This window comes from Nonomuraea sp. NPDC049129, assembly GCF_040648495.1.
In the GTDB taxonomy this organism is placed as follows: Bacteria; Actinomycetota; Actinomycetes; order Streptosporangiales; family Streptosporangiaceae; genus Nonomuraea.
In genome coordinates this window covers 81,735-95,736 of sequence record NZ_JBEZDU010000001.1, presented here as the reverse complement: position 1 = coordinate 95,736, position 14,002 = coordinate 81,735, and the positions used below count along the sequence as shown (strand labels likewise).

Here is a 14,002-nt window from a genome sequence, read left to right as displayed (position 1 = left end):
GTGCGCAGGGAGAGAGGGCCTAGTCTTCGAGGTAGGGCTGGGTATACCTCCGAAGTGGTGCGGGGCCCATCGGAAGCGTCCCGCCACCCCCTTATCTTTTGGGAGTGCGACCACGACAGGCCTGGCAGGCGCTCGCCCGGAGAGATCTGATCCTCTCCTCCTTGCCATGGCGCGCGATGGCCTACCTCGTCACGGGGGTGGGCGTCGGCGTGATCGTGCTCGCGCTGTGCCTGGGCTTGCTGGTCACCGGTTCCGTGCTGAACCTGGTGCTGATCGGCATCCCCGTGGTGCTGGCGCTCGGGTTCGGTGGCGTACCGGTGGCCGCGCTGGAGCGCAGGCGCCTGCGGATCATCGACGGGGAGCCGGTCACCACTCCCCATCGCGTGCCCGCCCGGCCCGGCCCGCGCGCGTGGCTGGAGTTGCGTTTCAGGGAGCAGGCCACCTGGAGGGAGCTGGCCTACACCGGGCTCCTGGCCGTGGTGCTGTGGCCGGTCGAGTTCGCCATCGTGCTCTACGGGCTGGTGGTGCCCGTCGTGATGATCTGCACGCCGCTCGCCGTCGGTGAAACGGGTGCGATCAACGTGCTCAAGCTGTGGCACGTCGAGGGCTATCCCCAGGCGTTCCTCGTGGCGGTGCTGGGCGTCGTCGTGCTGGTCCTGACCATCTATCCCCTGACGGCGCTGGCGCTGGCCCACGCCATGCTGGCCCGTTTTCTCCTCACTCCTCGAGACGACGAGCAACTGGCCGAGCTCACCCGTTCCCGTACCCGCCTGGTGGAGGCATTCGAGGCCGAGCGGCGGCGCATCGAGCGGGATCTGCACGACGGGGCTCAGCAGCGGCTCGTGTCGTTGACGATGACGCTCGGCCTGGCGAAGATGTCGGACGGCGAGGAGGCCGCCGAGCTCGTCGACGAGGCGCACAAGCAGGCGAAGCTGGCACTGGCCGAGATCCGCGACCTGATCAGGGGCATCCACCCGCGCATCCTCACCGACCGAGGTCTGCCCGCCGCGCTGGCGGACGTGGCCGACCGCTCTCCGGTGCCCGTGGAGGTCTCCGTCGCGTTCTCCGAGCGCCTGCCGGGGCCCGTGGAGTCGATCGCCTACTTCGTCGTCTGCGAGGCGCTGGCCAACGTCGCCAAGCACAGCGAGGCCCGGCGGGCCACGGTCGACGGGCGGTTCGAGGGCGGGCGGCTCACGGTGGAGATCCGGGACGACGGCGTGGGCGGCGCCGACGCCTCGGCCGGTACGGGGCTGGCGGGCCTGGCCGACCGCGTCTCCGTGGTCGACGGCAGACTGATGCTGTCCAGCCCCACCGGGGGCCCGACCCTGTTACGGGTGGAGATCCCTTGCGCGTCGCACGTTCCCTCAAGATAGTCGTCGCCGAAGACGCCGTGCTGCTGCGCGAGGGGCTGTCCGGGCTGCTGGCCCGGTTCGGCCACAAGGTGGCCGCCTCCGTCGGAGACGCCGACGCCTTGATCACGGCCGTCGCCGAGCACCGGCCTGACATCGTCGTGACGGATGTACGGATGCCTCCAGGTTTCTCCGAGGAGGGGTTACGCGCCGCCGTCGCGCTGCGCACCGCCGACCCGAGCCTCGCCATCCTGGTGCTCAGCCAGTACGTCGAGCAGACCTACGCCTCCGAGCTGCTCGACTCCGGAGACGGCACCGGGGTCGGCTACCTGCTCAAGGACCGCATCGGCGACATCGAGGAGTTCTTCGACGCCCTGCACGCCGTCGCGGCGGGCGGCACCGTCGTGGACCCGGAGGTGGTCAGGCAACTGCTGCGGCGGCGTCGCGGCCCGCTTGAGCGCCTCAGCCCGAGAGAACGAGAGGTGCTCGCCCTGATGGCCGAAGGGCGGTCCAACACCGCGATCGCCCGGGAGCTGGTCATCTCGGAGGCCGCCGTGGGCAAGCACATCGGCAATATCCTCACCAAGCTCGACCTGCCCCCGGCCGAAGATGACCATCGCCGCGTACTCGCGGTCGTCACCTACCTACGAGGCTGATGCCGCCACTCGACGTGGCGGCCACCGACCCGGCGGCCCGCCGGCGGCGCTGACCCTGTGCGAGGGCCGAACGCCGCCAGCGCGCCCGCGTCAGCGGAAGTCGGAGACGCGGAACACGGCCATCATGTCCTTGGTCCTGACCCCGGAGTAGAAGGACGCCTCGGCGCCCACCCAGCCGCGGAAGGCGCCGCTGTCGTCGATGATCTGCTCAAGCGGTTTGATGTGGGAGTTGCCCGAGTAGCAGAACTGCTTGGCTTCCATGGCCAGGCAAGTGCACCAGTGCCACAGGGTGTCGCGGCGATCGCGGTTGGAGACTTTGACGAGGTAGTACTGGATGGAGCTGACGTTCGCCTTGGTGCCGCCGCCGACGTTGGGGCAGCCGCCGGACTTCTGGCAGGCGCCCGGCGACGACGGCTGCAGGTATGTCAGGCACCAGGTCGTCGTGGCGCAGTTGCGGAAGGAGGACTGCTTGAAGACCTGGCCGTCCGACTTCACGATGCGGTTGCCCGCCCAGGAGACCAGGTCCTGCTTGAGTGTTCCGGAGAAGGCTCGCACGGAGCTCATCGCGCGGCGGGTGGTGAGCGAGGCGTTGCTCCCGTAGCCGTACCCGTTGGTGGCCAGGCTGCCGCCGGCGAACTGCAGCTGGGCGAGCTTGCCGTCAGGCGACAGCTTCACGCGCCACTTCTCGGTCCAGGTCTGGGCGATCTTCCACCTGATGCTCAGCACGTCGCCGGTCAAGGTGTACGTTCCCGTGCGGGATTCGTCCGGGGCGCCGGTGAAGCCGGCGGCGGTCAGCACGTCGCAGGCGCGTACGCGGGTGCTGGAGCCGCCCGCCTTGGTCGCGCAGCTCGAATCCGGGACGACACCGGTTTTCTGCCTGCCCTCGGGGTTGCGCTGCCACCAGAGGTAGGTGTTCGCGCTGACGGTGCCGCCGGACTTGAACTGGTACGTTCCCAGACGCACCCAGTTCTGGGTGGACCCGGCGCGCAGGAAGCCCTGCGAGACCACAAAGTTGGCCTTCCCGCCGGGCAAGGATGACTGGGATGGTGCGGCGCTGGCCGAACTGGCCACGGTGGCCAACATGGTGAGCGTCGCGAGCACGGCGGTGAGAACTGCGCGCACGGAGAACCTCCTCTAATACGGTCTTTGCCGATTCTTGCCTATGCGGCCCTCCGGTACCTCACTGTTTGACTTATGTTCATAGCCGAAAGTCACGATTGTTGGAACTCCCGGTCTGCGGCTTCAGGCCGGCAGACCGGCGAGCCAGCCGGTCAGGATCTCGTTGACCTCCGCAGGGCGTTCCTGCTGAACCCAGTGGCCGCAGCCGTCGAGGATGTGTGAGGAGAGCAGGCCCGGCAGGGTCGCCGGGAACGCCTTGATGGCGCCGGCCAGCCAGGTGGCGGTGGAGGCGTCCAGCGCGCCGCCGATGAACAGGGACGGCTGGGTGATGGGGGCGCCGTCGAAGCCGGCGAGGTCTTCCCAGTCCCGGTCCATGTTCCGGTAGCGGTTGAGCGCCCCGCTCATGCCGGTCCGTTCGAACTCCGCGGCGTAGACGTCGAGGTCGTCCTCACTGAGCCAGGCGGGCAGCCGATCGGTGGGGAAGCGCTCGCGCAGCGTCCCGCCCCGGGAGACGAGAAGCGGATGGGGGGCGTCAGCGGGCGGCATGGTGTCGGCGGACAGGGCGGCGTAGAGGCCGGCGAGCCAGCCGCGGACGTCGGGCTCGATCTCCGCCTCGGCCCGGCCGGGCGCCTGGAAGTAGCTGACATAGAACTCCTCTTCCCCGCCCATGCGCGCGAACATCTCGCTGGGCCGCGGCCCGCCGCGCGGGGTGTACGGCACGCTGAGCAGCCCGACCGCGCGGAAGACGTCCGGCCTGACCAGGGCGGAGTTGGCGGCGATGGGCGCGCCCCAGTCGTGGCCCACGATCACCGCCGTCCGCTCGCCCAGGGCGTGCACCACGTCGACGTTGTCCTCGGCCAGGTCGAGCATCCGGTACGCGGCTATGTCCGCAGGCTTGGAGGAGCGGCCATAGCCTCGAACATCGATCGCGACAGCCCGGTAGCCGGCCGCGGCCAGCGCCGACAGCTGGTGGCGCCATGAATACCAGGACTCAGGGAAGCCGTGCACCAAGAGCACCAGCGGCCCGGAGCCCTGCTCCACCAGATGGATGCGGCCGGCGCGCGTCATGACCAGCCGATGTGTAAGCTCCGTCATCGATCCTCCAAGGCTTGTGAGCTCCGTGTCCGAAGCGGGTCGCACCATCGATCTTCCAAGACTTTCGGTCCTCCCCGGCCGGCGGCTTTCACGGGAATCATCCGGGAGACCGTGAGGCCACCGCGAATCGTGTTGCCGCTTCGGCAAAGCCGCTCGGGATACCGTGCCCGTGTCGATTCGGGATCAATGCGCTCGGCGCCAGAGAGACGGGCTGACGCCGCGGGCGCGCTTGAAGGCCACGCTGAAGGCGAACGGGTCCTCGTACCCGACCGCACGAGCCACTGCGGCGATGCTCATGTCGGTGTCGCGGAGCAGGTCCGACCCCAAGGTCATCCGCCAGCCGGTGAGATAGGTGAGCGGAGGTTCGCCGACCAGGTCGGTGAAGCGGGCGGCGAAGGCGGCGCGGGACATGCCGACCTTGGCGGCCAGCCCGGCGACCGTCCACCGGTGCGCGGGATCCTCGTGGAGCAGGCGCAGCGCGTCGCCGATGGCGGGCACGGTCAGCGCCCGATACCAGGCGGGGGATGCCGCCTGTGGTGTGGCGCACCAGGCCCGCAGCGCCAGTACGAGCACCAGATCCAGCAGCCGGCCCAGGACGGCGTCCTGGCCGGGTTCCTCGCGGGCGATCTCGGCGGCGAGCAGATCCAGCGCCGCCCGGGTACGGGGACCGGCGGGGATGACCGCGAGCGGCGGGAGCATGGTCAGCAGGCGGTCGCCCACGTCGCCATAGAGGTCGTAACCGCCCCGGATCATGGTCGTGGCCCCGGGCAGACCGTCGCCGTAGGTGCGGGGAGCCAGCCTCCGCTGGGCCCCAGGCGGCACTTCGCTCCCGTCGAGAAGGTGTTTCCTGCCCTGGTACAGCATGACCTGGGGCGGGGTGGACGGGTCGTCGGCGATCGTGTGACGACCGGTGCCGCTGATGAGGGCGAGGTCGCCCGCGGACAGGAGCGCCGGTGCGGCATCGGCCTCGTCGAGGCGGACCGACGCGTGACCGCCGAGCGTGGCCACGATCGTGAGCGGAGGAGCGTCGGCGAAGGTCAGCGACCACGGTGGCCGCTGGATCAGCTGCCTGATCGTCGCGTTGCCGGCGCGGGCCCGATGCAGCAGATCGCTCAGGACGTCCATGGGGCCCACCGTAGACGATCACAAAGGTATCGCGGACTTTCTCCCATGGACCGTCTTGGCCTCCCTGGAGTTCGCTAGGCACATGACGAACATCCTCATCTTGGGCGGCGGCAACGGGAAGACCGGCCGCCGCATCGCCCAGCGCCTCCGGGCCGCCGGCCAGCCGGTACGCACAGCGTCACGCGCCACCGGTGACATGCGCCTCGACCTGGGCGACCCGGCGACCTGGGCACCCGCGCTCGACGGCGTCACCGCGGCCTACGTCATGGAGCCCAGCCTGCAGACCGGCGCCGAGGGCCGGGAGCGCATCCCCAGGTTCGTGTCCGAAGCGGTCGCCGCCGGTGTACGGCGGCTGGTGCTGCTGACCGCCTCCGGCGTCGACCAGATCGACGATCATCCCCTCAAAGCGGCCGAGCAGGCGGTGCGCGGCTCCGGTGTGAACTGGACCATCCTGCGGCCGGACTGGTTCGCGCAGAACTTCAGCGAAGGTCCCTGGCTGCCAGGGGTCATGGCGGGCACCCTGGCCCTGCCCACCGGCGACGGGCGCGTTCCGTTCATCGACGCCGAGGACATCGCCGCGGTCGCCGCGGCGGCGCTGACGGAAGACCGCCACAATGGCCGCATCTACCAGCTGACCGGCCCGCGGGCGATCGGCTTCGGTGAGGCGGCGGACCTGATCGGCAAGGCAGCCGGGCGCACGGTCCGGTACGTCGACGTCGCGCCCGAAGTCTTCGTCGAGCGTCAGGTCTCCGTCGGCGTTCCGCCCGAGGTCGCGCGGCTGCTCGCCGGCGTCCTGGTCGCCATCCGCGACGGCCGGGGCGCTGAGGTCTCCGACGATGTGGAACGAGCTCTCGGTCGTCGGCCCAGGCCCTTCGAGGACTACGTCACCGAAACCGCCGCGGCCGGCCACTGGAACTGATCGAGCGCCTGACCGGACCCTCGGACGGCGCACAGCGCCATGTGCCGCGCTTCGACCCGGATGATCTCCATCTTCCACACCTTCGAGGAAAGCGGAAGCGTCGACTATATTGCAAATGCAGCATAGTCATTGCAGATAATGCAACATGGAGGGTCGATGCGGGTAGTCACATGGGCGGGGGTGGATCGGCTCGCCCAGGAAGAGGTTCCGGCTCCGGAGATCGCGAGCGGTCAGGTGCTCGTCAGGGTGTCGAGAGTGGGCATCTGCGGGTCTGATCTGGCGATCCTGCGCGGCCAGGAGCTGGCGCGCATGCTGAGCCCCGACGCCTGCGAGGGATGAGCGGCCGATGAGACCCGCAGACGTGCTCGCGATCGGCGAGACCATGGTGATGGTCACCCCGACCGCCGGCGGCCGCCTCGACGCGGACAGCAGCTTCATCCTGCGCCCCGGCGGCGCGGAGTCCAACGTCGCCGCGCTGCTCGCCCAGCTCGGCCACACCACGGCCTGGGCCGGCGCGGTCGGCCGCGATCCGCTCGGCGACCTCGTGGTCGACTCGCTCCGCGCCCGCGGCGTGGACGTCGGCCTCGTCCACCGCGACGACGAGCGGCCCACCGCCGTGTACTTCAAGGACCCGACCGCCTCGGGCACCGCCGTCTACTACTACCGGCGTGGCTCGGCCGCCTCGGTCATGACCGCCGCCGACGTCGCGGGCTGGGCCGCGTGGCCGGCGAGGGTGACGCACATCTCCGGCATCACCGCGGCGATCTCCCCGCAGTGCCTGGAGCTGACCCGGCACATCGTGTTCGATCGGCCGCTGCGGCCGTCCGTGGTGAGCTTCGATGTCAACCACCGGCCGCGCCTGTGGGACGGCGCCGACGCCGCGTCGGTGCTGCTGGAGCTGGCGCAGCGGGCCGACATCGTCTTCGTCGGCCGCGACGAGGCGGCGGCCCTGTGGGGCACCACGGACGCCGAAAGCGTGCGTGCGCTGCTCGACGGGCCCACGTACCTGATCGTCAAGGACGCCGCGATCGAGGCGGTCGGCTTCACCCCGACAGGGGTGCACCGGGCGCCGTCCCTGCCGGTCGAGGTCATCGACGCGGTCGGCGCGGGTGACGCGTTCGCGGCCGGGTGGCTGAGCGGCTTCCTGGACGGCCGCGACGAGGTCACGCGGCTGCGCCTGGGGCACTACGCGGCCTCCCGGGTGCTGATGTCCCCGGCCGACCTGGCCGATCTTCCCCCCGCTGACGAGGTCGTCTCGCTGCTCGCAGAAGCAGGAGGAGGGCACCACCATGTCGCAGACCGTCGCTCGTGCCATTGACATCATCGGGTTCGTCTCCGTACGACATCGCACGCTCGGTGAGATCGCCGAGCATCTCGGCGTGCACAAGTCGACCGCGCTGCGGCTGCTGCAGACGCTGGAGGAGGGCGGTTTCGTGCGGCGCGTCCCCGGCGGCATGTACGGCATGGGCTTCCAGCTCATCGCGCTCGGCCAGCTGGCCCTCGACCAGGTCGAGGCCCGCTCGCTCGCGCACCCGATCCTGAATGAGCTGAGCGAGCGCTACGGCCACACGGTCCACCTCGGAGAGCTGGCCGGAGACCAGGTCGTGTACGTCGACAAGATCGACGGCCGGGGCAGCGTGGCCATGGGCTCGCGCATCGGGCTGCCCGCCCAGGCGCACACCGCGGCCGTCGCCAAGGTCATCCTCGCCTACCAGGACGACAGGACCCGCGCCCGCGTCCTGGAACACGCCGCCTTCACCCGCTTCACCCCCACGACCATCACCGACGCCGCCGCCTTCGAAGCCGACCTCGCGCTCACCAGGGAGCGGGGCTGGGCCGAGGACGACGGCGAGCACGAGGACTACATCAACTGCGTGGCCCTGCCGCTGTTCGACGCCCGCGGCAAAGTCATCCACGGCATCTCCATCACCGCCCTGCGCGCGGTCGCGCCGCTGGGGCAGCTACGTGCGCACATCGACGACTTCCGCCAAGCGGCCCACGAGATCTCCAAGACTCTGGGCTGGACAGGAGATGACCATGGACGCCGCTGAGTTCTTCGGCAGCCACCTCGACCGCAACCCGGTCCTCGGCATCTTCCGCAACCTCGACCCCGAGGCCACCGTGCGGATGTGCGAGCGCGCCTGGGAGACCGGCATCGAGCTCATCGAGGTGCCTGTGCAGACGGCCGACGCCTACCCGTCGCTGCGCGCGGCGCTGGACGCGGCCAGGGCCAACGGAAAGAGCGTCGGCGCGGGCACGGTGACCACGGCCGAGCAGTTGGCGGCCGTCAGCGAGCTGGGCGTCGCCTTCACGGTCGCGCCAGGGCTGCATCCCGAGGTCGCGACGGAATCGCTGCGGCTCGGACTGCCGCACCTGCCGGGTGTGGCCACCTCCACGGAGATCGCCGCCGCGCTGGCCCGCGGCTTCACGTGGCTGAAGGCGTTCCCCGCGGCGCAGCTCGGCGCCGATTGGATCAAGGCGCAGCTCGCGCCGTTCCCCGGAGTCAGCTTCGTCGCGACGGGGGGCATCGACGCGTCCAATGCCGCCGCTTTCCTGGCGGCCGGATGCCGGGGTGTCGCCCTGGGCTCGGCGCTGAACGACCCGGACGCCCTGGAACGGCTGCGCAAGGTGACGGATGGTTGACCGCCGTACTTCTCCCAGCCTCTAGGGGCTTGACCCATGACCGGATGCGGATGCCGAGTCCTGGGCCGGGCCGCCGGGAGGCGCGGTGGAGCGGCGGACGACCAAGGTCGGCGTGACGGAGAAGTGCACCGCCGCCGTGCGGCCTTCGATGCGTTCCAGCAGCAGTCGTCCCGCCGTCCGGCCCATGACCGCTCCGTCCTGATCGACCGTGGTCAGCGCGATGTTGGGGTGGGCGGCCAGCCGGGTGTTGTCGTAGCCGGCGACGGAGACGTCGCCGGGGACAGAGAGAGCGACCTCATGGAGGGCGGCCAGGACGCCGAGAGCCGCCTCGTCGGAGCCCGCGAAGATCGCGGTGGGGCGTGGCGACCGGCTCAGCAACTCGTAGGCGCCGCGATGGCCGCCCTCCTCGGAATATGAGGTCGCGACCACGGCGATCTCCTCGGCCAGGCCGTGATCGCGCATCACGCGCTCGTAGCTCTCGGCCCTGATGTGCGGCACCTGGTCGGCGGGCTGCCGCTGGTCCTGCTGGAAGGTGATGTGCCCGATGCGCCGGTGGCCGAGTGCGATCAGGTGCTCCATGACGAGCTCGGAGCCGGTCCGGTCGTCATCGACGATCGAGTCGTACGCCGGCGACCGGTCGTGCCTGCCGAGCACCACGGTGGGGATGTCGCGGGCGACCTGCTCCAGCCGGGTGCGCCTGGCGAGCGGGGCGATCATGAGGATGCCGTCCACCTGCCGATCTATCAGGGCGTCGATCGCTCGTTCCTCGGTCTTGTCCTCGGTGCCGCCCTGGATCATGATCGCCTGATAGCCGGACTCCGCGAGGTGCTCCACCAGGCCGGTCATGATCTCGGCGTAGAACGGGATCCCGATGTGCCGCAGGAGCACGCCGATGGTGTACGCCCGTCCGCGCAGCGCTCGCGCGGCGGCCTGGGGCCGGTAGCCCAGCTCCTCGATGGCCCGCTGGACGCGGTCGCGCATGGCCTCGCTGACCCCGTAGTCGTTGCGGATGACCTTCGAGACCGCCGCCTTGGAGACCCCGGCGTGTTTCGCCACGTCGGAAATGGTCACTCGTCGTCGTCGCTCGGGCGCGACCATGGGGTATCCCTTCTCGCCAAGTCCTGCGGACGTCAGGATGGCCTGGTGCGCGGGGCCAGTGCCGCCTGGATGCGGTCATGGATCCCGGCCGCCTCGGCCGAGAGCGGTGGCCTGCGCATCGTGGGAAGACGGCCGGCGTGTCGCAGCACCAGCATCGCGAACCGCTCGGCCTCGTGTTCCTGCGGCTCGGAGTATGTCGTCCGGCCGAGCACCGAGCGGACCATGGCCGGGTCCAGCGTCGGCAGCAGGATGCGCAGCAGGTCGTCGGGGGCGATCGGCGCCGAAGCGTGCTCGCACAGCATGTGGCCCAGTTCGTGCAGGATGATGTGCTCCTGATGGGAGCGGCTGGTCCGCTGCTCATAGCAGATGTAGTCGACCGTGTCGGTGGCCAGCCACATGCCGCTGGGGCCGTCCGCGGCGGTGTCGACGGGCCTGAGCTCGATGCGGCGCTCCCGGGCCCGGGCCACCTGGTGGGTGAACTCCACGATGTCGAACGGGTGCGTGATCTCGAACCGCTCGACGATCTCTTCCAGGCGTTCGCCGCTCACGAACCTCCTCATGGGCGCACCGGCCACAACACCCACATCATAAGCGCTCGCGATGCTTCAACAGATGTTTAAGCGCATCTGCGCCCTTCGTAGCTTAGATTGATAGGGCGGCGGCTTCGCGGCCTCGTGGCGCACAACTGCCGTTTATCCACCATCCATGCCTCGGCAAACGTAGCTCGTCCCCGTGGGAGGTCAGGCATTGGCAGGCGCGTCATCCGGAACGGCTGTGGAAGCACATGGCGGCGATGTCAGCTTCGGCGTCCTGGGGCCTTGGGAGGTGCGGGTCGGTCAGGGCGCGGTGGCGGTGCCCGTCGGGCAGCTGCGGACGGTCCTCGCGTCGCTGCTGCTGTCGGTCGGCCAGTCGGTCTCGACGTCTACACTCGCCGAGCGGCTCTGGCCGGGCGAGGGGCCGGGCTGGCCGCGCGGCGCGGTGCACACCTATGTCACCAGGCTGCGGCGGCTGATCGGGGCGGACCTCATCCAGACCGAGCCGGACGGCTACCAGCTCCAGGTCGAGCCCGACGCGGTGGACCTGCACCGATTCCGCGGCCTCGTGCGCCGCGCCGACGACGCCGGCTCCGCGCAGGAGGAGATGGCCCTGTTACGCGAGTCGCTGCGGTTGTGGCGCGGTCAGCCCTTCGGCAACGCCAGCGGGCCCTGGCTGGAACACGAGGTGATACCACTCCTGACCGAGGAGTGGTTCGGCGCCACCGAACGCCGGATCGACCTGGAGCTGGCCAGCGAGCCGCCGGGGCGCCTCATCGCCGAGCTGACGGAGCTGACCAAGCGTTACCCGACCCGCGAGCCGCTGTGGACGCGCCTGATCACCGTGCTGCACCGCAGCGGCAGGCGGGCGGAGGCGTTGAGCGCCTACCAGCGCGTACGCACGGTGCTGCGCGAGGAGCTCGGCCTGGACCCGAGCGAAGAACTGGTCCAGCTGCACCAGACGGTGCTCCTGGGCGACACCGACGACCACCCGGTCGGCACGGCCGTCCGGCGAAGGACGCCGAGCCCTCGGCAGCTGCCCCACGGCATCGCCCGCTTCACCGGCCGGGAGGAGGAACTGGCGGCACTGGACCGGCTGCCCTCAGGCGTGGCGGCATCGGGCCGGAGCGGGGGAGGCGCGAACGCCCCGATCATCGTGACCATCGACGGCGCTCCGGGGACCGGCAAGACGACGCTGGCCGCGCACTGGGCCCACCGGGTCGCCCATGACTACCCCGACGCCCAGCTCTACCTCAACCTGCGCGGCTACGGGCCGAGCGAGCCGATGACCCCGGCCGCCGCGGCGGAGAGCCTGCTGCGCGGTCTCGGCGTGGAGAGCGACGCCATCCCCGTCGACGTGGACGAGCGGTGCGCGTTACTGCGTACCATCCTCGCCGACCGGCACGCGCTCATCCTGCTGGACAACGCCCGCAACGCCGACCAGGTGCGCCCGCTCCTGCCGGGCGCCAGCGGCCTGGTCATCGTGACCAGCCGCGACCAGCTACGGTCTTTGTCGATCCGGGACGGCGCGCACCGCGTCACGCTGGGCGCGATGCCGGAATCCCAGGCCGTCGAGCTGCTGGCGGCGGCCGTCGGCCCCTCGCGGGTCGCCCGGGAGCCCGCGGCGGCCTCCCGGCTGGTCGAGCTGTGTGACCATCTGCCCCTCGCGCTGGCCATCATCGCCGAACGCGCGCAGCGCGCCGCCACGCTCGCCGAGGTCGTCGACGGGCTGGCGGACGAGAAGGCCCGCCTCGACAACCTGGGAACCGGCGAGAACGATCCGAACATCGACCTGCGCGCCGTTCTGTCCTGGTCCTACGGAGCGCTCAGCCCGGCGGCGGCCGCCACGTTTCAGGCGCTGGGCCTGCACCCCGCCAGCGACATCGCGCTGGAGACGGTCGAGGCGCTGGTCGACCTTCCGCCCGCCGAGGTCAAGCGGGGCCTGGACCAGCTCGTGGCGGCCCATCTGGTCGAACAGCGCCGCCCCTGCCGCTACCAGCTGCATGACCTGATCCGGCTGTACGCCGTCGATCAGGCGCGGTTGCACATGCCGCCCGGCGAGCGGCAGGCCGCCGTACGGCGATTCCTCGATCACTACCTCTTCGCCGCCGTGAGCGCCGACCGGCACCTGGTGCCGTACCGCCGCCGCGACTTCCTCGCGCCGCTGCGGCCGCGCCGGCGCCCGCTCGCGTTCGCCGACGCCGACGAGGCGATGGCCTGGCTGGAGCTGGAGTACGACTCCCTCCGGGCGGTGATGTCGTGGGCGGCCACGAACGGGTGGGCGCACTACTCATGGCGTACGACCATGGCCATGACCAGCTTCTACGACGCGCGCATCCCGTGGTCCGACGGCCTGGACAGCCTGAAGTCGGCGGTACGCGCGGCTCGGGCCGCGAGCGAGCCCATCGGCGAGGCCTACACCCTCAACTCCGTGGGCTGCATCTACTCCGACAGAGGTGACGTCGATCTGGCGGAGCGGCATTTCCGCGAGGCGCTCATTCATTTCAAGCGGAGCAAGAGCCCGTACGGCGAGGCCATGGCGCTGTGCAATCTCGGCATGACATATGGCGAGGCCGGAGAATACGAAAAAGCCCAGCGGCATTTGATGCGCGCGCTGGATCTGCACGTGCGCAACGAATATCCCCGTGGCATCGCCCTGGCCCTGGATAACATCGGAATCGCGCAGACCGTGGCGGGCCATTACCGATGCGCGGTCAAGGCGTTCAAGCAGGCACACCGGATCAACCTGCGGCTCAGGGAGTACACCTCCGACGCGATGTGCCTGCGCCACCTGGGCCGCGCCTACGTCATGACGGGCGACACCCGCGAGGCCGTCCACGCCTTCCGTCAGTCCATCGACCTGTTCCGCCGTACGAGGAACCAGCGCTGGGAGGCGATCACCCTCGCCGATCTCGGCCACGCGCTCAACGGGGCAGGCCACGACGTGCTGGCCCGCGGCATCCTGCGGACGGCGCTCGACCTGATGACCGGGCTGGCCGACCCGCGAGCCCACGACATCGAGGCCGTTCTCGCGTCCACCGGGTGAGAGCGGCCCTTTCCAAGGAGCGTTTCAGCGCGCCGACAGGTCGGTGACAGGTCGGCGAAAGGCGGTTCTCCGTGCGTCGGGATTAGCCTTCTGTCGGAAGCCATTAGCCGCATGTTTTCCTGGCGGATTATTCGCGGCTATGGGTACTGCGATTTTCTCCCGAGAAAGGCTGAAAAGAGAATGAGCGTTTCCCAGAAGCTCGACTTCGACCTCAAGAACCTGCCGATGGACGTTTTCGACCTCGCCGACAGCGGCCTCGCCATCGAGTCGCTGACCGCGGGCCACGGGATGGCGGAGAACGGCGCGTCCGTCCTCTGCCCGAGCGTCTGCAGCACCTCGACGTCGTCGACGAGCTCGAGCAGCAGCTGACTCCCGGCCGGGCCGTCGGCGTGGCGCGGGCGGCCCGGCTCTGGCGCTTC

Annotated in this window: 14 protein-coding genes; 9 read left to right on the top strand and 5 right to left on the bottom strand. The window is 70.2% G+C overall.

What is annotated here, in order from left to right; all coding sequences use genetic code 11:
* Positions 1-104: 104 nt before the first annotated feature.
* A complete protein-coding gene (locus tag AB0B64_RS00420; RefSeq protein WP_357952450.1) occupies positions 105-1,373 on the top strand; it encodes a sensor domain-containing protein in 1,269 nt (422 codons plus the stop codon).
* Positions 1,346-2,005 (top strand): response regulator transcription factor, encoded by a 660-nt coding sequence (locus tag AB0B64_RS00415; protein ID WP_358173408.1) that lies wholly within the window; start codon positions 1,346-1,348, stop codon positions 2,003-2,005. The genes AB0B64_RS00420 and AB0B64_RS00415 overlap by 28 nt, the downstream gene beginning before the upstream one ends.
* Before the next feature lie 90 nt (positions 2,006-2,095).
* Here AB0B64_RS00415 and AB0B64_RS00410 read toward each other — a convergent pair whose 3' ends face one another.
* From AB0B64_RS00410 to AB0B64_RS00400, 3 genes are all read right to left on the bottom strand, one after another.
* On the bottom strand, positions 2,096-3,127 hold the full coding sequence (locus AB0B64_RS00410; protein ID WP_357952452.1) for a hypothetical protein: 1,032 nt from the start codon (positions 3,125-3,127) through the stop codon (positions 2,096-2,098).
* 120 nt (positions 3,128-3,247) lie between these two features.
* Complete coding sequence (locus tag AB0B64_RS00405; RefSeq protein ID WP_358173406.1) at positions 3,248-4,219, bottom strand: alpha/beta hydrolase; 972 nt, start codon at positions 4,217-4,219, stop codon at positions 3,248-3,250.
* A 183-nt stretch (positions 4,220-4,402) separates the two neighbouring features.
* Positions 4,403-5,344 carry an AraC family transcriptional regulator gene (locus AB0B64_RS00400; protein ID WP_358173403.1) on the bottom strand — a complete coding sequence of 314 codons (942 nt, stop codon included), beginning with the start codon at positions 5,342-5,344 and terminating at the stop codon, positions 4,403-4,405.
* Positions 5,345-5,426: 82 nt separating this feature from the next.
* On the opposite strand from AB0B64_RS00400, the gene AB0B64_RS00395 reads away from it, so the two are divergent.
* The 5 genes from AB0B64_RS00395 to AB0B64_RS00375 all read left to right on the top strand — a co-directional run bounded on the left by AB0B64_RS00395 (position 5,427) and on the right by AB0B64_RS00375 (position 8,906).
* Positions 5,427-6,263 carry an NAD(P)H-binding protein gene (locus AB0B64_RS00395; protein ID WP_358173400.1) on the top strand — a complete coding sequence of 279 codons (837 nt, stop codon included), beginning with the start codon at positions 5,427-5,429 and terminating at the stop codon, positions 6,261-6,263.
* Between the two features lie 156 nt (positions 6,264-6,419).
* The gene (locus tag AB0B64_RS00390; protein WP_358173397.1) at positions 6,420-6,602 is read left to right on the top strand and encodes an alcohol dehydrogenase catalytic domain-containing protein; all 183 of its coding nucleotides are present in this window, start codon (positions 6,420-6,422) and stop codon (positions 6,600-6,602) included.
* Positions 6,603-6,609: 7 nt separating this feature from the next.
* Positions 6,610-7,581, top strand: a complete 972-nt coding sequence (locus AB0B64_RS00385) for a sugar kinase (protein WP_358173394.1) — start codon at positions 6,610-6,612, stop codon at positions 7,579-7,581.
* Complete coding sequence (locus AB0B64_RS00380; protein ID WP_358173391.1) at positions 7,553-8,314, top strand: IclR family transcriptional regulator; 762 nt, start codon at positions 7,553-7,555, stop codon at positions 8,312-8,314. Before AB0B64_RS00385 ends, AB0B64_RS00380 begins: the two co-directional genes overlap by 29 nt.
* Entirely contained in the window at positions 8,301-8,906 is a 606-nt protein-coding gene (locus AB0B64_RS00375) for a bifunctional 4-hydroxy-2-oxoglutarate aldolase/2-dehydro-3-deoxy-phosphogluconate aldolase (protein ID WP_358173388.1), read from the top strand. The genes AB0B64_RS00380 and AB0B64_RS00375 overlap by 14 nt, the downstream gene beginning before the upstream one ends.
* 21 nt (positions 8,907-8,927) lie before the next feature.
* Here the strand turns inward: AB0B64_RS00375 and AB0B64_RS00370 are convergent, their stop codons facing one another.
* Together AB0B64_RS00370 and AB0B64_RS00365 are read right to left on the bottom strand one after the other, a co-directional pair.
* Complete coding sequence (locus AB0B64_RS00370; RefSeq protein WP_357952460.1) at positions 8,928-9,962, bottom strand: LacI family DNA-binding transcriptional regulator; 1,035 nt, start codon at positions 9,960-9,962, stop codon at positions 8,928-8,930.
* A gap of 74 nt (positions 9,963-10,036) precedes the next feature.
* The gene (locus AB0B64_RS00365; RefSeq protein WP_357952462.1) at positions 10,037-10,552 is read right to left on the bottom strand and encodes a hypothetical protein; all 516 of its coding nucleotides are present in this window, start codon (positions 10,550-10,552) and stop codon (positions 10,037-10,039) included.
* A gap of 226 nt (positions 10,553-10,778) precedes the next feature.
* Between AB0B64_RS00365 and AB0B64_RS00360 the strand changes: the two genes are divergently transcribed.
* Together AB0B64_RS00360 and AB0B64_RS00355 are read left to right on the top strand one after the other, a co-directional pair.
* Positions 10,779-13,583, top strand: coding sequence for a BTAD domain-containing putative transcriptional regulator (locus AB0B64_RS00360; protein ID WP_357952463.1), 2,805 nt, complete (start codon positions 10,779-10,781; stop codon positions 13,581-13,583).
* Between the two features lie 180 nt (positions 13,584-13,763).
* Positions 13,764-13,952, top strand: a complete 189-nt coding sequence (locus tag AB0B64_RS00355; RefSeq protein ID WP_355448036.1) for a thiomuracin/GE37468 family thiazolyl RiPP peptide — start codon at positions 13,764-13,766, stop codon at positions 13,950-13,952.
* Positions 13,953-14,002: the final 50 nt, after the last annotated feature.